The 21,531-nt window shown below is 43.4% G+C and carries 19 protein-coding genes and 2 pseudogenes; 20 read left to right on the forward strand and 1 reads right to left on the reverse strand.

The features are described from left to right. Positions 1-208 precede the first annotated feature (208 nt). From BFV67_RS22915 to BFV67_RS22985, 18 genes and pseudogenes are all read left to right on the forward strand, one after another. Entirely contained in the window at positions 209-1,918 is a 1,710-nt protein-coding gene (locus tag BFV67_RS22915) for an autotransporter outer membrane beta-barrel domain-containing protein (RefSeq protein WP_069599074.1), read from the forward strand. A gap of 508 nt (positions 1,919-2,426) precedes the next feature. After that, positions 2,427-2,549, forward strand: a complete 123-nt coding sequence (locus BFV67_RS24790; protein ID WP_256388759.1) for a hypothetical protein — start codon at positions 2,427-2,429, stop codon at positions 2,547-2,549. A 91-nt stretch (positions 2,550-2,640) separates the two neighbouring features. Further along, the gene (locus tag BFV67_RS24950) at positions 2,641-3,348 is read left to right on the forward strand and encodes a contractile injection system tape measure protein (RefSeq protein WP_418251763.1); all 708 of its coding nucleotides are present in this window, start codon (positions 2,641-2,643) and stop codon (positions 3,346-3,348) included. Continuing rightward, positions 3,285-4,781, forward strand: a complete 1,497-nt coding sequence (locus BFV67_RS22930) for a contractile injection system tape measure protein (protein WP_157888848.1) — start codon at positions 3,285-3,287, stop codon at positions 4,779-4,781. Before BFV67_RS24950 ends, BFV67_RS22930 begins: the two co-directional genes overlap by 64 nt. 38 nt (positions 4,782-4,819) lie before the next feature. Then, positions 4,820-6,937 (forward strand): ATP-binding protein, encoded by a 2,118-nt coding sequence (locus BFV67_RS22935; protein ID WP_069599078.1) that lies wholly within the window; start codon positions 4,820-4,822, stop codon positions 6,935-6,937. 23 nt (positions 6,938-6,960) lie between these two features. Continuing rightward, a complete protein-coding gene (locus BFV67_RS23755; RefSeq protein ID WP_157888849.1) occupies positions 6,961-7,524 on the forward strand; it encodes a Pvc16 family protein in 564 nt (187 codons plus the stop codon). A 337-nt stretch (positions 7,525-7,861) separates the two neighbouring features. After that, the gene (locus tag BFV67_RS22940) at positions 7,862-8,635 is read left to right on the forward strand and encodes a hypothetical protein (RefSeq protein ID WP_069599079.1); all 774 of its coding nucleotides are present in this window, start codon (positions 7,862-7,864) and stop codon (positions 8,633-8,635) included. A 371-nt stretch (positions 8,636-9,006) separates the two neighbouring features. Continuing rightward, a complete protein-coding gene (locus BFV67_RS22945) occupies positions 9,007-9,513 on the forward strand; it encodes a lysozyme (RefSeq protein WP_069599080.1) in 507 nt (168 codons plus the stop codon). A gap of 422 nt (positions 9,514-9,935) precedes the next feature. Then, the gene (locus tag BFV67_RS24380) at positions 9,936-10,547 is read left to right on the forward strand and encodes a hypothetical protein (protein WP_157888850.1); all 612 of its coding nucleotides are present in this window, start codon (positions 9,936-9,938) and stop codon (positions 10,545-10,547) included. A gap of 141 nt (positions 10,548-10,688) precedes the next feature. Continuing rightward, on the forward strand, positions 10,689-11,849 hold the full coding sequence (locus BFV67_RS22950; protein ID WP_069599081.1) for a hypothetical protein: 1,161 nt from the start codon (positions 10,689-10,691) through the stop codon (positions 11,847-11,849). Between the two features lie 82 nt (positions 11,850-11,931). Next, positions 11,932-12,237 carry a hypothetical protein gene (locus tag BFV67_RS24385; RefSeq protein WP_157888851.1) on the forward strand — a complete coding sequence of 102 codons (306 nt, stop codon included), beginning with the start codon at positions 11,932-11,934 and terminating at the stop codon, positions 12,235-12,237. Then, complete coding sequence (locus BFV67_RS22955; protein WP_157888852.1) at positions 12,234-12,728, forward strand: hypothetical protein; 495 nt, start codon at positions 12,234-12,236, stop codon at positions 12,726-12,728. Before BFV67_RS24385 ends, BFV67_RS22955 begins: the two co-directional genes overlap by 4 nt. Before the next feature lie 561 nt (positions 12,729-13,289). Beyond that, the gene (locus BFV67_RS22960; RefSeq protein WP_069599083.1) at positions 13,290-13,829 is read left to right on the forward strand and encodes a hypothetical protein; all 540 of its coding nucleotides are present in this window, start codon (positions 13,290-13,292) and stop codon (positions 13,827-13,829) included. 887 nt (positions 13,830-14,716) lie between these two features. Continuing rightward, on the forward strand, positions 14,717-16,000 hold the full coding sequence (gene fadL / locus BFV67_RS22965; protein WP_069599101.1) for a long-chain fatty acid transporter FadL: 1,284 nt from the start codon (positions 14,717-14,719) through the stop codon (positions 15,998-16,000). Between the two features lie 762 nt (positions 16,001-16,762). Further along, entirely contained in the window at positions 16,763-17,635 is an 873-nt protein-coding gene (locus tag BFV67_RS23760) for a hypothetical protein (RefSeq protein WP_084833321.1), read from the forward strand. Positions 17,636-17,718: 83 nt separating this feature from the next. Then, positions 17,719-18,624 (forward strand): annotated as a pseudogene (locus tag BFV67_RS22975) (Mu transposase domain-containing protein); the annotation flags it as partial. Further along, positions 18,621-19,376 (forward strand): IS21-like element ISEc10 family helper ATPase IstB, encoded by a 756-nt coding sequence (gene istB, locus BFV67_RS22980; protein ID WP_069599085.1) that lies wholly within the window; start codon positions 18,621-18,623, stop codon positions 19,374-19,376. The pseudogene BFV67_RS22975 and the gene istB, both read left to right, overlap by 4 nt. Positions 19,377-19,487: 111 nt before the next feature. Further along, positions 19,488-19,985, forward strand: coding sequence for a Mov34/MPN/PAD-1 family protein (locus tag BFV67_RS22985; RefSeq protein ID WP_069599086.1), 498 nt, complete (start codon positions 19,488-19,490; stop codon positions 19,983-19,985). A gap of 13 nt (positions 19,986-19,998) precedes the next feature. On the opposite strand, the gene BFV67_RS22990 is transcribed toward BFV67_RS22985, so the two are convergent. Next, positions 19,999-20,541 (reverse strand): 3'-5' exonuclease, encoded by a 543-nt coding sequence (locus BFV67_RS22990; protein ID WP_069599087.1) that lies wholly within the window; start codon positions 20,539-20,541, stop codon positions 19,999-20,001. 463 nt (positions 20,542-21,004) lie between these two features. Here BFV67_RS22990 and BFV67_RS22995 point away from each other — a divergent pair, with 463 nt between their 5' ends. Continuing rightward, complete coding sequence (locus BFV67_RS22995) at positions 21,005-21,253, forward strand: type II toxin-antitoxin system Phd/YefM family antitoxin (protein WP_069599088.1); 249 nt, start codon at positions 21,005-21,007, stop codon at positions 21,251-21,253. Further along, positions 21,243-21,528 (forward strand): annotated as a pseudogene (locus BFV67_RS23000) (type II toxin-antitoxin system RelE family toxin). Before BFV67_RS22995 ends, BFV67_RS23000 begins: the two are co-directional and overlap by 11 nt. The last annotated feature ends 3 nt before the right edge of the window (positions 21,529-21,531 follow it).

Genomic DNA, 21,531 nt, shown 5'->3' on the forward strand with positions numbered 1-21,531 from the left:
GATGTTGATGTTGATGTTGCATTCTAATTGAGGGGCAAAAAACACCTGTAATGCATTATCCGCACACAATAAACATTCCGGGTATTATCATTTGGCTACCATCGGGAAATGATTATTTGGTGGAGCGAAGGGCTATGCTTATACATTTAGCCATCAGATTAATGAACCGTAAAGGTGACGGTAAAAAAATTACATCAGGAGATAATTAATGGATAGTCCAAAAAAAAACACCCGTTCACGGAATACAGACGCCCCGACAACGGAGGAGCTGAAGTCCAGGTTCCAGGCACGTAGCCTGCCGCTGGAAAAAGATTTTCACGATCTGATTGATGTGGCGGAGTGCGGACGACGGGCCGTGGGGAAAAATCCGGGACAGACGCCGAACCCTGACAGCGGCCTGATGCTGGACGACAGCCAGCAACTGGTGGTGAAGGCGGACGTGGCAAGGGGGCTGGCGGTCAGCGGAAGCGGGGTGGGGGTGAACACGTCGGCGGGGAACGGCCTGACGGTGGCCGGAAATCAGCTGAAGGTGGCGCTGGGCGGCACGCCGGGGCTGGAGCTGACCGGCACGGGTCTGCAGGTGAAGGCGGACGTGGCAAGGGGGCTGGCGGTCAGCGGGAGCGGGGTGGGGGTGAACACCTCGGCGGGGAATGGCCTGACGGTGGCCGGAAACCAGCTGAAGGTGGCGCTGGGCGGCACGCCGGGGCTGGAGCTGACCGGCACGGGTCTGCAGGTGAAGGCGGACGTGGCAAGGGGGCTGGCGGTCAGCGGGAGCGGGGTGGGGGTGAACACGTCGGCAGGGAACGGCCTGACGGTGGCCGGAAACCAGCTGAAGGTGGCGCTGGGCGGCACGCCGGGTCTGGAGCTGACCGGCACGGGTCTGCAGGTGAAGGCGGACGTGGCAAGGGGGCTGGCGGTCAGCGGGAGCGGGGTGGGGGTGAACACGTCGGCAGGGAACGGCCTGACGGTGGCCGGAAATCAGCTGAAGGTGGCGCTGGGCGGCACGCCGGGTCTGGAGCTGACCGGTACGGGTCTGCAGGTGAAGGCGGATGTGGCCAGGGGGCTGTCCGTCAGCGGAAGCGGGGTGGGGGTGAACACGTCGGCGGGGAACGGCCTGACGGTGGCCAACAGTCAGCTGAAGGTGGCGCTGGGCGGTACGCCGGGTCTGGAGCTGACCGGCACGGGTCTGCAGGTGAAGGCGGACGTGGCCAGGGGGCTGGCGGTCAGCGGAAGCGGGGTGGGGGTGAACATTGACACGACGCTGCGGTTCAATAATAACCAGATTGGCGTGCCTGATAATTATGTCACCAAGGCCGGAAACAGCACCATCAAAAACGGCAGCCTCTCATTTGAGACTGACAACACTGGGGTGCATTTCTATGGAGGAAGTAAAATAATCAAGGCCTCAGGCTCCAGCATGCGCTGGTATAAGCCGAGTAATAACGCCATGCCGCAAATCTGTGATTACGACGGCAGCAATCCGAGCAATATTGCGACGGAAAAATTTGCACAAATGCAGGCTCATATAGATTCTGGATATATGACGGCAAATGGCGATGTAATAGCCTTCGAGATACATTATTGGGAATGGGGTTGGCCAATAGATGTCGATTTTATATTTTCCCTGGATTATGGCAATGAGGGAATTCTTGTTAGTGGTCGCGCTTGTGCTTATATGGGGCAGGGCAATCTATTCGAGGGGATGGGGATAAGTATAGACACTAGTAACTCACGAGGATTCATCCCTAGAGTGGTTATGTTACAAAATATATCAACTAAGGCACTTGCTATTGGTTTAACAATAAGTAATAACGCGACCGTCCTCAGATGGAGAACAAGATGTAATGGAGGAACACATGTTAGCAAAGCCATAACATCATTTAGCGGTTATGAAATAATACAAGAGTGTAAACTTTAAATTCCGGTCTGGCCATGGAATTATCATAGTATGGCACATCAGCTATATTATATTGAAGGTCATGAATGTTAGTGGGAATTACTGTAATGAATTAATTTATAAATTGGGTTATAGCAGAGAGTTAAAAGATTATTCTAACGTTCCAATGTTAAATACATCATGAGTTGGATTAATATCATGGTTGTGTTCTTGTCGGAGAATGAATACCATTTTTAATTATCAGAAATATTTTCCATTAAGTCCTTTTGCAGCCGTCGGATAGTAATTATTTTGTTATCAGATGGCTATGTTTATATTTTGTGTCGTCAGATGAATGAATCGTAAATATGACAGTAATGTCAAATTATATCAGGAAGAACAATGATGGATAGCCCGAAAAAGAATATCCGTTCCCGGAATAGAAAAGCGCCGACAACGGAGGAGCTGAAGTTCAGGTTCCAGACACGTAGCCTGAAGCTGGAAAGGGATTTTCAAGACCTGATTGAAGTGGAGGAGTGCGGGCCGAGCCGTGGGGAAAAATCCAGGACTGACGCCGAACCCCGACAGCAGTCTGATGCTGGGCAACAGCCAGCAACTGGTGGTGAAGGCGGACATGGCCAAGGGGCTGGCGGTCAGCGGAGGTGAAAATTGACACGACGCTGCGGTTCACTAATAACCAGATTGGCGAGTCTGACAATTATGTCACCAGGGCCGGAAACAGCGAAGAGGTTTATAAAAACGATATGTACTATAGTTCCGTAAGTCGTCTGCGGATCGTGCTTGACCTCCAGTCTGTGAGTGCCGAACGGCATGCCGAGAATTGCCGTCGGCTCTTCCACCATGAGATCCGCAGACTATTAGATCGGGTATTGAGAAAAGTTACGCCAGCAGGACTTTCCATCCGGCTGAGCGCTCCACTGGTTGTCAAACTGGGCGATATTCCCCAGAATGACTTTGAACATACTTTGTGCCATCGATTAGAGAGGGAATTCGAACAGGTACTGCGCTTACATCTTGTTCAGACACGTGACCAGTGGAAATGGGAGTCGACGACAGACTCGCGAGCGCGTCTGTCACAGGTGTTGTTAAGTAACAATGAATTTCCTGATGAGTGGATAAAACAGCAACTGACAGATGGGGCTGAACACTGGGAGCCTGTGGTTGCGGGCTATGCTCTTTTGCCGACGGGTATCTGTTTGGAGCATCGCTTGCACCCAGACACACTTACATTCCTGTGTCGTCAATGGGCGCCAGAATGTTCAGCGTTCGTAAGTGGTTCAGGAGGAGGCTTGAGGCTATGTGCTCTTTACTATTTCATGCGCCATCCCGACCCCCCCCCCCTGAACCGCCTTCATCTTCAGAGAGTATGCAAGAATGGTGCAACTGGATGCGCAGAGAATGGGCTGGCACATCACAAGCCCGTAAACAGATGCAATCATTGCTTTCCTTAACGAAGACTCCGAACTTGTTTAAAGCTCCGCTTCGCCGTTGGTTACGTTCCCTTTGGCTCAATGAAGAGCTAACGGCACATGTTAGAACGGATCTTCCTGCGGAGTACGCTACTGAGTGGGAACGGCAACTAATCGGGCTTTCTGATGGCGATGCGGCACCAGAGTTCGGTCTGTCCGCTAATTCGCGGTTGCCGGAAAAAGCCTCATCGATCAGAGAAATTCAATTTCACACTGTAAGGTCTATAAAAAAGATAGAGCGCGGTGATATTGCTAACGTAGTATTTGGCGACGGGTTGTCATCCGCTTCCCAGCACGTCAACCCCACAGAAGTATCCAATTACAGAAAAGATGTATGGTTTCCCGTCGTAAAGGAAGAACATTATCCTAAAGCAATGAGGCTGATGGGTAATACAAAGCTGGATCGTGGTGACATAGTAGGGGGAGACGGGTTGTCACCGACTGGCCAGCTGAGCATCAACCCCACAGAAGTATCCAATTACAGAAAAGATGTATGGTTTCCCGTCGTAAAGGAAGAACATTATCCTAAAGCAATGAGGCTGATGAGTAATACAAAGCTGGATCGTGTTGACATAGTAGGGGGAGACGGGTTGTCACCGACTGGCCAGCTGAGCCTCAACTCCACAGCAGTGTCCAAATACAATGAAGATGTATGGTTTCCCGGTGAGTCCTTATTGCAGGGAGAATGCCATCTTCACATGATGGGACTGGATACAGGATCGGATAAAAGTAGTGAGAAAACGGTGAATAACGATGGCTGCCAGCAAATTGACCGTTCAAATGCAGAGATACCCATTCATGGTATATCAGGCGAAAACACTGATGCTATTGCCAGACAAATTTACAAAAGTTTAGCCCCGGATTGTCGTAAGTCATCACACGCTGCAGAGCAGGTGGCAGGTGCGACTTACTGGCATCAAATAAACGATGCTGGTCTCGTGTTGCTCTGGCCATTCATGCCTGAGTTATTTCGCCAGCTTGGATTACTGAAGAATAAAAGATTTATTAACACGTACGCACAGCACCAGGCTGCCTTATGTCTGGATTGGTTGTCAAGGGGGGAGTCGGAGCCTCTGAAGTTACCGACAGTTAGTCGGCGGCTTTGTGGGTTATCTGGCAGGGATATAAATGAAGATATTGATCTTGAAGAAGAACTCAGACAGAAGCTCAGTGTCTGGTTAGCAGACATACCGCGAGCCATGCCTGCTAAATGGCAAAAATTGTCTTCTGGTGATCTTCGCCAGTGGTTTCTACAGCGACCGGGTTGGTGTTCTCCAGACCCAGAGCATACAACCATATATGTCCAGCCTGCAGTATTTGATGTGCTCTTTAATGACTGGTCGTGGCCAACTGAGTTAGTGGCGCTACCGTGGTTAGAGAGGCCACTTACAATTCGCTGGTCCCAGCCTCTATGATTCATTCTGCGAGGTTATTTATTAGTCAGGAATTTCATATGGATACATCTGTAACATCTTTTCCGATCGCCGTTCAGGAATATGCTGATAATCATTGTTATCATATCCTTCTAAAGGAGTTAGCACGGATTGATTTATGTTTACAGCGCTATGCCAGTCAGCATCGGGAGGCGCTGGAGTCCCATGTGTTGACGGGATTTTTGCTTGATGATGAGGAGATTAGGACTTGTGAAAATCAGTCACCTGATAAACCTCATTGGATGAAAGAGACAGAAGCCCGGCATGTAAATAAATTTTTTCAGGAGACCGGTTCAGGGGATAGGTTGTCACTTCTCATTGAACGGTTTGAATTAACACCATTTGAAGCCGACCTTTTGATACTGGGGTTGTTGCCACACATTGACAGTAGATATTTTTCACTCTTCGCAGCCTTGCAACGAAGAGGTCAAAAGAGTCTTCCCACTTTTGAATTTGCCCTTGAGGTACTGGGTAAAACGTCGTTGCGTGATGCAGATGCACGACTCAGCCTTTTACCGCAGTCACCACTAATAAAAAATCAGTTAATCACTACTGAAAAGAGTGGGGAGCGTCAGGGGGAAAGTTGGATTCAAAGTCTGTACCAGACTGCCACAGGAGTCTATCAGTATCTGACAGGAAATAGGTATTCTTCACCGGAATTAGAAAGGTGTACCGAGTGGTATCCTCAGGACAGCTGCCAGGCACTGTACACTCGCCCGGAAGTATTTACTGCCATACAGGTACAAGGGCAAGCAAGTGGAGACGGTATTTATCCTGTGTTGATGCTGGAAGGTGCGATCGGGAGTGGGCGGCTGGGTGCTATCAGGGGGGCTGCGAGCCGACTGGGCTATCCTGTTTTGTATATGGACATAAAAAAGTTGCCGAACGATCCCGTTCGTGCTCATACAACTCTGCGCGAAGCACTTCGCGAAGTACGCATGCATGAAGCTGTATTCGTCATTCGCCATGCTGAGTTTGAGGGGGAGATGCAATCAATTTCGATTCATTTGGCGATGCATCTGCCACAGCCAGGTATGCGTATCGTAGTACTATGCGAGAGGCAAATGGGGAATATAGCGCTGCCTGGAGTTCCACAGTTGATCGTCCCCGTGACAGGGCTTCTTCGATCCGAAAAAGAAAAGTTACTGGTACAGTTACTTGACGGAGAATTTTGTGCGGAAATTGATACTTCTGAGTTCTGCCGACGCTTTTCATTCACACCCACAACTTTACCCTTGATCTTGCAGGAAGCTAAAAGTTATCGAGCCTTACGAAATACAGCAGACATTGTTCGTACGGTCGATTTGAACAAGGCTTTCAGGCTCCATGCAAGGAAAGATTTTGGTAAGCTAGCTCAGCGCAAGGAGCCTAAACGTACCTTTGATGACCTGGTAGCATCAGATGAGTTGAAAATACAGCTTACAGAGATTTTGATAGCAGCAAAGCATCGTGATGCCGTTCTGGAAATGGGCTTCGCCTCCAAAGTTGGTTATGGAACGGGAGTGAGTGCCTTATTTTGTGGCCACTCCGGAACGGGGAAAACCATGGCGGCAGAGGTAATAGCAGGACAGCTGGGTGTCGACTTAATCAAAGTAGATCTTTCTACAGTGGTTAACAAATATGTGGGGGAAACCGAAAAGAATTTGTCAAGAATTTTCGACCTCGCGGAAGCTGATGCAGGAGTGCTTTTTTTTGACGAAGCTGATGCTTTGTTTGGAAAACGCACCGCGGTGAGCGATTCAAAGGATCGGCATGCCAACATTGAAGTTGCATATCTTCTACAGAGGCTTGAAAACTATCCTGGATTGGTTATCCTGGCAACTAATAATCGCAACCATCTGGATGATGCTTTTACCCGTAGATTCACGTTCATTACAAGGTTTAATTTCCCTGATGCTGAACTTCGGGAGGAAATGTGGTTGAGAATATGGCCAAAGGAATTAAACATATCTGAGGATATTGATTTTGCTATGTTGGCAAGAAATTATGAGTTGACCGGGGCAAACATTCGTAATATAGCCCTGATGTCAGCTTGGAAGGCGAAAGATGAAGGAGTGAGCGGCATCACTGGAGAGCATATAAATCTAGCTTTGCGACGTGAATTGGAAAAAACTGGACGTTTATCAATAGCAATATAATATTAATATGAGGTTTTATGACTATGACTATTAGTGCAGACATATCCGTTCTTAAGGTTAATGAAGCATTATTAAGTGCACTTAAGGAATATGTTGATGATACTGTCGATATTCGGTTTGATCTTCCCGAACCGAATAGCCCTCCTATCCAGCCAACGGTTAGCATATTTTTGTATGATATTCATGAAGACTTAGTATTGAAAATGGGAGAGTCCCGGCAATATACTGGCGGCCAATTGAAACCATCCAAAGTTAATGTATGCTGTAATTATTTAATTATGTATTGGGATAAAGCAGCTACTGAAGGAAGTCCAGATGGTGGACCGTTAAACCAGTCAGCGATAGTAATGAATCAGGTATTAAATGCACTCATTAACAATCGTCAATTAAAAAATTTTCCCGGCGCATTTACTCGTGTTATACCACCAAAAGATGAGTTGGGTAGCCTTGGGAATTTTTGGCAGTCACTAGGAAATCGTCCCAGACTTGTACTTAATTATGCTGTGACGATCCCGGTATCTTTAACAAATCACAACGAGATTATATCTCCTATTGTGAAAAATGAACTTAGCATGAAGAAAAAATGACAAAGAGTCAGTGAATGAAAATTTAAGATGTATGCTATATAATTATTTTAATTAAAAATAGAATTGTTCTGTATTAATGCATGTAAAGCAATGCCATGTGCATTTATATTTTTTCTTTTTTAGGTAAGTGAGGTTGTGATCATTAAATTGTATATGTCAATATTATTAATCTTTTTTTTGATGAGAGCATGGCAGTAATGGTGATTATTTATATATAGAATACAAGTATTTAAGTGGGGAAATTTGTGAGGTTATTAAGGAAGTATTAATTATTTATGATTAAAATTAAATATGAACTTTTCATGTGGTTTTTGGCGCACTCAAAAAGGAAATAAACATGTTAAAGATGAAAGAAAGATCTTTATCAGGAAATTATTCAGATTACGAAGACCAGAGAGAGGTAAAGAATAATGATTCATATGATAAGATCGAAAACCTGCCAGTTAAGCATGTAGAACCAAGAAATGTTTTAAGTGTTAATCCCGAAAAAGAACAAAGTAATTCGAATAAAAAATACATAACAATTCCTATTGAAGAAATAGATAGGGATGCAACAGATGAATTGTTTGAAATAACTCGGTTAAACTCAACTCATACGAATATAGATAAAAATGGACCAAGATCAATTTTATTAGATGAACTTGAGACAATACTTGAGAGATATACTCACAACGACAAGGAGCTAGAAGGAGTTTTGAGAGAGATCGTTAACAGTATGACCTTGTCAGAGATAAGGAGCTTTAAATATGGGACTGATCTTTATGAGACAAATCCTTTTTTAGTTGAACGTTTAAAATTAAGGACTGGAAGTAAGATGCTGGGCATAACTAGTGGGATACTTCTAGGGGTTAGTGGTATTAGTTGGTTAGCAAACTCTATTTATAGTTGGGATGAGGAAAGTCAATATCAAGCAAGTGTAGCAAATACAGTAGCGGCGAGCACAGCTGCATTGGGTGGAATAACTTCCATTTTATTATTACGAAGCGCGATGAATAAAAATAATTTCGCAAAAGAGTCGACAATATTGAAAGAAAGGCTGATGACTTTAGTTAATATCAGGAAGAAGGGTATTAAATTCGAACCCTCATACATACTACCAGAATTAAAATAAATGCAATTATATTTTCTTACGGGTTTTATTATTTTACTAAATTAATAATTATTATATGAATACACAAAAATTTATTGTCTCCAGGATGGGGGGGTTATTGGTAAATAATTGAGTCAAAACACAAGATGATTTATTTTAGAGTGTGAGAAACTAAATGAATAAAAATTGATAGTAGATATATTTCAATAGTTAACTCCAACAAAAATTTAACGTTATATCAATTCCAATAAAAAGTTAACAAAATATTTCATTTATAACTTGAATAGTTGATTTTTGTTCTTGCTAAAAACAAAATGAAAATAATTTTATCTATGGAGTAAATAGTAAGCTTTACATCTAATAATGTATATTTTTAATAAGAGATTGTATTTATGAAAATTTCGCAGAACGGCATCTATGTAATCCATTATTTTGAGAGTTGTAAACTCCAGTCATATCCTGATCCTGGTAGTTTAGACGGTAATCCATGGACTATTGGATGGGGGCATACTGGTCCTGAAGTGATACCGGGACTGGTTTGGACACAAGAACAAGCAGATAAAGCTTTTCTGAACGATCTAAATAAGTTTGAACAAGGTGTTAACTCTCTTGTTACTGTTCCTTTAACTCAAGGGCAGTTTGATGCGTTGGTGAGCTTCTCATACAACGTTGGTTTGGATATAGACAGTGATAATGTTGCTGAAGGCTTAGGAGATTCAACCTTGCTAAGAAAGATTAACTTGTTAGACTACAAAGGTGCTTCAATGGAGTTTCATAAATGGAATAAAAACAATGGTAAAGTTATGTTGGGATTAACACGACGTCGTGTAGCTGAAGAGGCACTATTTAACGGTATGAATGGTGAGCAAGCAATTAAGCAAGCCCAAAACATTATGTGAACTAGAAAATTGTCACATTACTATTGAGTGGGATGTATAATACTTGATGGTATTGCTATTTTATATAAAATCTTTATGAGTGCCATATTAATGTTTGGGTGGGATGTTTTTTATTTCATCCAAAGCAACTTCATTTATTGATTTTTTTAGTTTACACCATGACGTTTTTAATGAAGATATTTTATGTAGCGTGGTAATTGAAACTTGGTTGAGATAATTTAAAAGTGTAAAATTAATCAGCGTGATTAAATCATTTATATCAATTTGAGATTTATTTGACTCAATAAATAATTATGCCCTTGTGCCTGATAATTTTCATATAAATAAAATTATCAGGCAAAGATTATTTAACAAGAGGAGTGATTAAAACGTAATGGAAAAAAAAAGACGGAAGTACTGAAAATGATGCAAGTGATAGCAGATTGAAAGATGGTAATGTAAAGGCCATTGTTTTTTATTTTATTGAGTTAATCAAGTCTATTGATACCTGGAAGAAATTATGGTTCACAGTTTTCATATCATTATTTTTTGGTATGATTATCGTCGTCTATCCATATAGAAATGACTTGTTTTTATGGTTTTTGGAAAGATCACAAGAGCCAATACTTAATAACAAAGAGGTCCCTGAAGAGGTTATTTCATTAGATAAAGATCTAAATCCTGATGCAATTGCAATTTGGGTTTTTGAAAGAAAGGAGAATATAAGAGTATTAAGATATATGTTTGTTAATGGTACTCGGGTTCCTGACTCCGAAGGTATGTCAAACATTATTTTAGTGCCTTACATTGCTGCGACTGATATTTTGGTCGAGTTAATAAATGAAGGTGTAGGTTGCTTTCAATCATCTGATGTATTTCATGAGCTAATGCCAATATCAAATTTAAAAATTAACTACTTTTGTGCAGCGTCAATTCCACCAAGATATGGAGTTGGTACAGGGGTTATAATTGTCGGATATAAAGTTGAGCCTCCTAATAATAGCTTTATCCGTCAACGTTTACGAATGTCTGCAGATAGATTAATTAGCAAGTAGTAAGTCCCCACTACTACCAAGACTAACTTGAGTGATTTTTTTAACCCATTTTATATTTACTCATAGATAAAAAGGGTTCATTTGTAAAACGTAATTTTTACTGCGTATATCGTAAGCGGCGAAAAAAGGAACAGGAACAACATGTTAAGTGCACAGAAAATAAAGAAGCTGAATTTGGATGTTAAAGGAGTTGAGCAACCATATGCATCGTCGAGAGATGAATCATATGATTCATATGATTCATATGATTCAAAGGACGATTTTATTAGCTTGCCTCAAATTGATTTAAATTACATTCAACTACTTGATGTGGCGAATAACAAAGAGGCTGGGTTATTAGCCCAGGAAAAAGAAGTAGCGGAACTACTACTAAAAGCTTTAGAAAATGATTCTGGAGTAAATAGCAGATTATCAAAATTAACAAATGAACAAATAAGAGTATTATTCCCATGCATATATGTCGAAGCAAATCACAAACTAAATCCCATCAAAGCTTATAACACTAAAGATAGAGGTGTGGGAGATAAAAATGTCGATGATAACGTTGCTATGTTACGTGGATATAGCACGTTTTTAAGTGCTGTTACTGAAGTTACGGAAGATAAAAAGAAAGGAAAATCCTTAGAGGAACGTGCTGATTCACTGCTTAATAGTTTTCATAAATTGGTTGGAACATTAGCGAATGTAGGTCTTGAGAATGTTTTTGGAGATCATGGTGCTTATTACAGTGTGAATGAAAAAGATATATACAATTTAGAAGGAATGAAGAAGAATCTGAAAGGAGGTGCTCTAGCCAAAAAATTAAAGACTTTATCTTGCGGTCATGAAGTAGGAGTTGTTACATTATATCCCAATATTATGTTTTGCGATATCAGAGAAAGTGCAGATCAAAAAAATAATATTATGCATGAGATTTTTATGAAATATCTTTCATGCCTTGATGATGGTGATGTTCTTGGTATATTTCAGGTGACCGCAGATTTTCAATTCTTACATTTGCTACAGAATGCAAATGGGCGTTCAAGCCAAATTATGCGAGATTGTGCGTTGATGCATTTAGGCTATCTTCCTCTTTCATCATTAACTAATATATCTCATTATTTGTCTCCACAACAACCAGTAGAGCTAGAACATTTTACATTCATGCAAAATATATCTGAAGAACTTTTATCGGGCGTAGAGGGAAAGAACTTGACACTTAGCTTATGTAAGAGAAATACCCATGAATTAAGGGCTGATTTGTCTAATAAAGCAAAGACGGATGTCATTAAGTTTGATGTTAATCTGTTTCTTAAATCTTAGTGATAACATAAATGCTTGTCTATATAATTATGATTTAATTTTTCCAGTTAATTATATAGTGTGCTGTTAATATGGACGGTAAATGATAAGGTATGATAAAAAAATAAAGACTTATTACAATAAATATGAGCAAAGCTACGGAGAAAAATTAGATAGTGTAGTTTCACTGAAATTACCGTCTTTAGCGAAAAAAACAACCATTGATAACTGCAATATTTCTATTGTTAAAAACTTCAATTGTGGGGATCTCATGTATGGATTATCCACATTGAGAGATCCGTTATATTTAAAAAAGTGGAAGACTTCCATAAAAATAATGTTTTTAATATCTCCTCTACCAAAAACAACTTATGGGCAAGAAGAGGGACTAGAAGTACTCGGTCAATGATAATTAATAGTTACAGTGATCCATTAAGGTCTGCATTAAGTAATGAATTCGATAGAATAAGAGAAGGTCATCATAAATTTAATTATTCTGTTTTGAATAAGGCTATGGAAATGGCTAAAATAGGAAGACCAGAGCGATTCGGATTTGATTTTAGAAATTATTTCGAAATTGCAGCTAAGCACAAAAAACTAAAAATTTCGTCTAAGCATGTCGATGAATGGTTATGGTGGAAAAGGGGGAGCAAAAATGGAATTGAAATGATAGCTCAGCAATCATCAGACTCTAAGCGTAGGTTACATTTTATCTTGGATGGATTAAATGTTCAAGGTGTTATAAATAAAGATAAAAATTTTTATGGACTTAAAATAACTGCCTCTGAACTAAGATATATATATAGAAACTGGGGCAGATTAAAAGATAAGGTTATATTTTACCTAAATGGTGAAGTTGTTAAAGCTCCATGGGAAAAATCCAATATATTTTATAAATAGTTGTTTTGTTTTCAGGATTCTACGGTGCATGATTAAGTGTCTTTCTATTGTTTATCACATTCTGTGAGACACCAATATAACCAATCTTGAACTCGCATCTTTACAGTATCAAAGTAAATGCCAAAGTATGGTGACTGAGATCTGCCAGTCGAAACTTAAGGGCATCATGTACACGACTATATTCCCTTAACCGATGTACTGATGTTGGCGGGATGAGGGTAGATAATTTATGCCAGATGATTCTGAACTGCTTGAGTAGATACAAAACATGTCAGTGAGGCTGAGTTACCGCCATATCTGGGCGTTGCTCTCTGGCAATCCGAAAAACTGGTTCTATCGGCCTCCAGCGCAAGTCGCGTATAGGCATCTGCATGGGCACATACCGATAAGGTAGCAAGTGAGAGCACTACAACAAATGACTTTAGCACAGTGTATCAGGTTAACGTTCACAGCTGGAATAGTTGAGCGCCAGCTAAACTTTGGCTGGGTATGTGTCTGACGTTATTTACTATATTGAACGAATAGCCCTACGTGTGGCACTAAAATATGAGAAGGTCAACGATGAAAAATTTAAATAAGAGAGCTAAATCCATGGTTATTGAACCATTGACCACGGATGAGCTGAAATCGCGGTTTAGAGCACGTAGCGTGCCGCTGGAGACAGACTTTCATGCTCTGATTGATGTGGCGGAGTGCGGTCGGCGGGCTGTGGGCCTAAATCCTGAGCAAACCCTAAATACAAGCAGTGGTTTAATGCTAGATCGCAGTCAACAATTGCTTGTGAAGCCTAATACCACGAAAGGGATTACGGTTGATGGAAGCGGAGTGGGAGTGGTGGCTAATGCGGGCAAAGGGATTACGGTTGATGGAAGCGGTGTGGGAGTGGTGGCTAATGCGGGCAAAGGGATTACGGTGGATGGAAGCGGTGTGGGAGTGGTGGCTAATGCGGGCAAAGGGATTACAGTCGATGGAGGCGGTGTCGGGGTGGTGGCCAACGCGGGAAAAGGGATTAGGGTTGATGAAAGCGGTGTCGGTGCAGACTATATTAAAATTCTTGCACTAATCCATGGTTGTGATCTGTATGCAGAGTTAATGGTATAAGATTTTTAACCAAATCGAGTGTTAATCCAACTCTTATTTATGTCTATAACACTGGTAACACGATCATTTCAAGTAAGTTTCCGCCTAAGCTAAATAATGTCTCTCAAGCAACATGTTACGAGAAGAAGTCAACTAACTCGTCATACACGAGTATAACGGATGCCCTCCTGTTTATGACATCTATTTATGAGGGGGGGACTTTGCAGGATGTAAGTGTATGTTCGACAAATGGAGTTTCTATTTTATATAAAGGCGATACTAAATTCTTAAAGATTTGAATAATCGAACTTTAAAATGTATTTAACTTTTTTATGAAGGCGAATGAGTCCATTCTGCATATATTTAATGATATTGAGTCAGACGTAACACATTTATAGGTTGCTTTTTTATCCGATAAATATTTATTACAATTCATGGTCTTAAACTTCATTTGCTAAATATATATTTCTTTAATAACTGACAAGGTTTGCAAAAAACATCAGTCCGTAAACACTATATGGATTTAAATAGGGTGTCAAGGGTAAAGAAACTCTTTAAATTTATTGTGTTATATTTGATGTGGCCGGGTTTTTAGTCTCTTGCACTAAAAGATTAACGCAATTAAAATTAGCAGCATTAAAAAACTCTATTCAATAGGCTTGTTTTTTATTTCAGTGATAATGCTTATTCCTGTAAGTAATTTATAAAGGATTATTTGTGGTGCAAGTCACAAGAAATTGCAGGTGATATTTTCATTTTTGTAATCAATATCCAAATTTGAATGAAATTGTTAAGGGTTAAGTAAACAATCTTGCTACATTCATTTCCTTTAGGTTTATAATCATGAAAACTATGTATTTGTTCGTCTTCTCAGTATGTCTCAACAAATCTATAAGGAGTTTATGGCTATGAGCCAGAAAAGTTTTTTCGATAAGCCAGCGCTGGCAGTCGCTCTGACAATTATCTCTACGTCCGCTTGGTCTGCGGGGTTTCAGCTTAACGAATTTTCTTCCTCTGGCCTTGGCCGTGCTTATTCCGGAGAAGGAGCTATAGCCGAGGATGCAGGTAACGCTAGTCGTAACCCTGCACTAATAATGATGTTTGACAGACCAATGTTTTCCGCTGGTGCAGTGTTTATCGATCCTGATGTGAATATTTCTGGCAGATCGCCATTTTCTGGAGCAAGCCTTAAAGCGGACAATATTGCACCGACTGCATGGGTTCCTAACCTGCACTTCGTTATGCCCACAGACGAACACTTTGGATGGGGTGCATCTGTAACATCTAATTACGGTCTGGCAACTGAATTCAACAACAATTACCCGACAGGCGACTATGGGGGGAAAACCGATTTAACTACTGTTAACCTAAATCTGAGCGGAGCTTATCGTTTGAACAATAGCTGGAGCTTTGGTATTGGGCTTAATTCCGTTTACGCTGACGCCAAAATTGAACGTTATGCCGGGGAACAAACAGCCAACCTTCCGAAAAATAGCGATAAAATTGCAAGTATGAAAGGTGATGAATGGGCCTATGGATGGAATGCTGGCATTCTTTATGAACTGGATAAAGATAACCGTTGGGGACTGACTTATCGTTCAGATGTTAAAATTGACTTCGAGGGAGATTATAAGAGCGGTATCTTAAGTGATGTAAACGGTATTGTTCCAGGTGCAGGCACCACCATACCTTGGGGTACTTCCGGTCAGTCTGTCCCTGGTTCGCTATCACTACATCTGCCTGAAATGTGGGAGATTTCAGGTTACAACCGCGTCACACCGCACTGGGCTATTCACTACAGCCTGACGTATACGGGCTGGAGTCAGTTCCAGGAGCTCAGAGCGACTGACAGTAATGGTCAGACTTTGTTTTATAAAGATGAAAGCTTCCATGATGCGTACCGCATTGCACTGGGGACTACATATTACATGAATAAGAATTGGACCTTTCGTTCCGGTATAGCTTTTGATGATAGCCCGGTACCGGCAGACAAGCGGTCTATTTCTATTCCAGATCAGGACCGATTATGGCTGAGCACAGGTGTAACTTATTCGGTTAACAGAAATATTTCCATCGACTCAGGAATCTCCTATATGCACGGCCAGAAAGTCACCTTTCAGGAAGGACCATATGAATTTACTTCAGAAGGTAAAGCCTGGCTTTATGGTATGAATTTCAACTACGTGTTCTAACTGTTGTTTAAACAAGGCGAAGATTTATCGCCTTGTTTAAAATAACTATCCTTAAATAATTATGCTGATGATATTTTTATGCCAAATAGCATGAAGCGTTTACAGTAAATAATAAAAATACAAGTCATTAGTAGGCGAGGGGATTGTATTTGAAAAAAATTCTACAGGGATGTATCCAATCCTTGACTAACGGGAGTCACCCTCTGAGCTTGGACATTGTAATGAACTATCAAAAAATAGTGAATCAGCAATTTTTGCGGACACGCTCAGTACGTTAACTACATCCCATGATGTATCGGATTTAATTATTAGATGCTAGCTAACCAACATGAAGGTCGCTAAGTCAATTCCGGTCATAACTCTTTTCAGTCGCTAGAGCCCACATGTAGTGTTACTGCCCAGATCAAAGCAGCGTGCGAGACTGGCTATTATCTGCCAGTCAACCCATACCTTAAAAAATGCACTTGAAGATATTATAGTTCCATTTTTTACCGCCACACTTGATATTTCTGTGCTCAATGGTGCTATAGCGAGACATTACTGGAGACTTGAAGTTGGAGAGTATCAAATGAGTGATAATTGCGATTAAATTTATCATAGTTAATGTTAAATTCATATCAGCAGTAGCCATAGCGCCAGCAGTCCAGACCGTCCTGATATTGCCCAGCTTCTGCATCCCATATCGGTTTGCACGCGGTGTTGTTAAACAACCAAGAGTAAGCCAGTTAATAGTTAAGGCTTCATTGTTATTTATGGTGCATCATGTACAAAAATTCAAAAAAACTGGAAACTTCAAGTACTCAACTAAGTGATATCTGCTACGACCTAAATATTTTTTCAGGAAGTGGTCAGCATGAGCTTAGATCAAAAAACGATACCCTTTATCTCGGAGGGGGTAATTCGACTTTTTCTTTAGGTATTCGACGCAATGCACACCGGACTGCTGCAATAGAATATATTCTATACGCGATAAAAAAAGAATATGGAATGAGTGACGATAAGGCTAGGATGTTGTTGCGAGATGTGCAAAGTGATGAAAATAAGATGACGGTTGAAGATCTGCGTAAATTAATCGCAAGTCAGCGCGAGCCAATTATAAATGAACCTGAATGCTTTAATCTGTCACAAGATGAGACTGATGTATGTGAAGAGCTTGAGTCACTTTTAAAGTCTAAATTATATGAAGAATATTATAAACTCACTAATGGTCCTAAAGATAAATGTGCAGATGCAGCGCTAAGCGTTTTTCGAATATTGTATCATACAACTGGATATTCTAATGTTAAAATTGAAGAGTTAGGGATTTGGCCTAATGGTGGCCGTAATACTATTCCTACCAATCATTATGTTGTGACAGCGTGCAAGGATAGGTATGAAATTGTAGTTGATTTAACAGCTGGGCAATTTACTTTATATGGACTTAATAAACCAATAATAAGTACCAGAAGTAATTGGCAATCCCAATGGCAACGAGCAGTGTCTAATAGACCTAATTTATTAATAAAAATGGCACCTGTTAACGGCTGCATTTCAGGATCGCCATTTAATGGCATATTCTCTCCTTTTGCCTATGCTTGGAAAACTGTTCCAGAAGGGAAATTACTAAAATCTCCGGGCTGGTATAAGACGACTTAGTCTAGAGTTCCGGACACGTATGAGCCTAAAAAACAAAAACGTTGGCGATGATTATCACCTTGTTGCCTGAAGCTTTATTCCCAGACAGTCTGCGGGCGGCATGGAAACAACAGGGTGAAGACGGACGCCGCGAACTGACGGAACGTTATGCTGCGCTCTGCCGGCACTACGGCATGCAGGGGGTGCACAACAATGCCGGGCGGGGCCACGAAAATGGTTCGGTTGAAAGCGCTCACGGCCATCTGAAAAGGCGTATCCGTCAGGCGCTGATCCTGCGGGGCAGTAACGACTTCAGCACCCTGGAAGAATATCAGGCCTTCATCACTCAGCAGGTCATGCGGCACAACCGCAACAATCAGGATCTGGTGAAGGAAGAGCGTCCTCATCTGAAGCCGCTGCCGCTTCGTCGCAGTGCCGACTACGACGAGCTGACGGTGAGGGTCAGTAGCAGCAGTACCATCAACGTGAGGCACGTCGTCTACAGCGTGCCTTCCCGGCTTGTTGGCCAGCTGTTGCGGGTGCGCTTATGGGACGATCGCCTGAGCTGTTACGTGGGCAGCAACGAGGTCATGAGCTGCCCCCGGGTCAGGCCTGAAAAAGGGAAAACGCGGGCCCGGCGTATCGACTTCCGGCATGTGATCGACAGTCTGGCGAAGAAGCCCGGTGTGTTCTGCCATGCAACGCTGCGAAATGACATCCTGCCGGATGATGAATGGCGGAGGCTCTGGCGTCGCCTGTGTAACCATCTGGAGCCCGAGATGGCGGGCAGGCTGATGGTGCATGCCCTGAAACTGGCAGCAGGATATGACGATATCTCAGTCGTGGCCCGAGGCATGGAGCAGATGCTGAATACCCCGGGAGAGGTGGATCTGCACCGGCTGATGCGCTTCCTGGGGATAAAGGAAAAGGAGCTGCCGGCGGTCAGCGTGGTGCAGCACAACCTGAGCAGTTATGAGCAACTGCTGCGTGGCAAGGGAGGTCTGCAGTGAGCAATATCCACCACCTTGAACGCAGCCTGCGTAAACTGCGCCTGACACGTGTTGGCGCGGAGTGGCATGCGCTGGAAAAACGCGCGCTGGCGGAAGGCTGGACCCCGTCGCGTTATCTGCTGACGTTATGCAATGAAGAGCTGCTGTGGCGCGAGAGCGAAAAACTGCGCCGCTATAAAAAGGAGGCGCGGTTGCCGGTGGCTAAAACGCTGAGCGAATACGACTTCAGCCAGGTGCCGGAACTGAATGGCGCTCAGTTCCGGCAGCTCTGCGAAACGACAGACTGGGTTGATGCGGGTGAAAACGTCCTGCTGTTCGGCGCCAGCGGGCTGGGAAAAAGCCATCTGGCGGCAGCGATCGTGGATGGCGTTGTAGCCCAGGGCTACCGGGCCCGGTTCTACAGCGCCGGAGAGCTGCTGCAGGAGCTGCGCAAAGCCAGAGCGCAGCTGAAACTGAATGAGCTGTTACTGAAACTGGATCGCTACCGGGTGATAGTGATGGATGACCTTGGTTATGTCAAACGCGACAACGCTGAAACGGGCGTGCTGTTCGAGTTAATCGCGCATCGGTACGAACGCGGGAGCCTGGTGATCACCAGTAACCATCCGTTCAGCACGTGGGGCAGCATCTTCGTGGATGAGACGATGGCGGTAGCCGCTGCAGACCGGTTGATCCATCACGGATATATGTTCGAACTGAAGGGAGAAAGTTACAGGAAAAAGACGGCAAAGGCAGTAACCAGCGCGGCTTAACGCCGCCCTAAAGGATGCGGCCAGCATAGTTGGCGCCAGTCGGCAAAACTAGTTGACGTCTCATATCCAGAGTGTTTTTGAACGTAACTGGCCGAAACCCGGACAAAACGCATGAATGAAATAGCATGGCTCTGGGCCTGGCCGGATATGGATGCGGAGCTGCAGGTAGGGCGACAGGTCTCTGACATGTTCTGTCATTACCGGCAGTCACAGGAAGAAAATGAGCGAGGCGGGCAGTTGTTTGTCGATCCCGCTCATCCTGGCGACATTGTGCTGTGTCATGCTTCAGCACCAGACCCTGCTGACCGTGCTGGCAGAACGTGGCTCGAACTGAACAGCGATCGCTGCCGCACTGAAATCGAGAGCGCAAACAGGAAGGGATTGCGCCTGGTTGGATACTGGCATACGCATCCGCAGACTGTCCCTCACATCTCAGGGAATGACATTGCCAGTTTTGCGCGATTCGCGAGGCAATATGCACGTGATCTCCCCCATCCCTTGGCGGTGATTGTCGGCACGTCACCATCGACCAAGGGCATTGAAGCCTGGATATTTCGGGAGGGCAGGTACCAGGAGGCAGTGTATATAGCATCCGTGTCGCGGTCTTAATGGGCCCAATTCATCAAGGCTCTTTATGTCGCATCAACGCAAAAAGCTCTGCCTGAAATAACGCATCATCCAGAGCATTATGGCTGGGTCTTCCTTTGGCAGATAAACGCTGTGTCATCATTGATGATTTGGTCTCAGACCACGTACAGCCTGTTGCCCCCATAAAGTAAGCTTTAATATCTAATGCACTGAAGCCAAATGGGTTGTTCCCCGTATATTTATGGAAGTAGTAATTGATGAATGACCAGTCAAAGGGGGCATTCAGTCCCGTAAAGACCGGCTTCTGGCTCGGTTCAAGGTGGGATGTGAGCCAGGTGGATAACTGAAGCATGGCGTCCGCGGGGGCTATGCCGGTGGTAGCCAGTGCCTGAAGATTAAATCCCGTCACTGCCAGCGCCTCAGGATCAAAGCCAGTACAGTCAGGCTTCAACTCGGCATAAAAACGCACGTCGGGCGCACGCACCAGACAGGCTCCAATGGAAAGCAGACTAAATAATCCCGGGACCGGGCCGGATGTTTCAATATCGACTGAAACGAAAATCTCGCTAGCATTCATAATCACTCCTGCGATTGAGGGCACTGCTATTCGGTTTGTAAAAGAAAACGATACGCTATTACGGGTGGTATGTATCTACCACACCACCCTTTAAGTAATGCCTTCATCAGACTAAAACCATATGCGCACTTCTGCTGTTCGCTCAGTGCGGACACATAACGTTCTGATTGCACGCACCGCCAAAACACGCTCGTGCCGTTTATGATGGATAAGCGGCAAAACCGACAACAAACCCCTGAAAACTCGCCAGAAACGCACAGGATAAATCATACCAGGATGCATGCTTATGCAGAAAGGTGCATCGGGTCTGATTTTGTCACGCTAACTCTCCCTCAGGTCTGTTTCTGTTACTTTCCGCAGTAAGTGATTTCACAACTTTTACCAGAGGCGCTCAAACCAAAAGTGCTTTTAAAGATGCTTTTTAGTGGGCTATAATTAGTTCTCAAACCGAGGGGGTAACATCATGGCATTTCAGGTTCTGACCACCACAGCAGCGAGTATTACTGAGCTTAAACGTGACCCAATGGGTACGTTTCATGCAGGGGATGGCGCTCCGGTAGCCATTTTGAATCGCAATGAGCCTGCATTTTACTGCGTACCACCGGCGCTCTATGCACAGCTGATGGAATTGCTGGAAGATGAGGAACTGGGACGCATTGTTGATGAGAGAGCCGGTGAAAGGGTTATCGAGATTAATATCGATGACCTATAAACTGGCCTCTAATGAATCGGCTCTGAAAGAATGGAAAAAACTGGGTCATACCCTACAGGAACAATTCAAAAAAAAAACTCAGGGAACGGCTGGAAAATCCCCGGGTTCCGGCATCACAACTCCATGGACGCAAGGATCAGTATAAAATTAAGCTGCGTGGAGCTGGATACCGCCTTGTCTATCGGGTTGAAGACGACATTGTTACGGTAACTGTCATTGGTGTGGGGAAGCGAGAAAATGACGATATTTATAATATGACCCGTTCCCGCAATTGACGT

It is taken from the genome of Enterobacter roggenkampii (assembly GCF_001729805.1).
Lineage (GTDB): Bacteria > Pseudomonadota > Gammaproteobacteria > Enterobacterales > Enterobacteriaceae > Enterobacter > Enterobacter roggenkampii.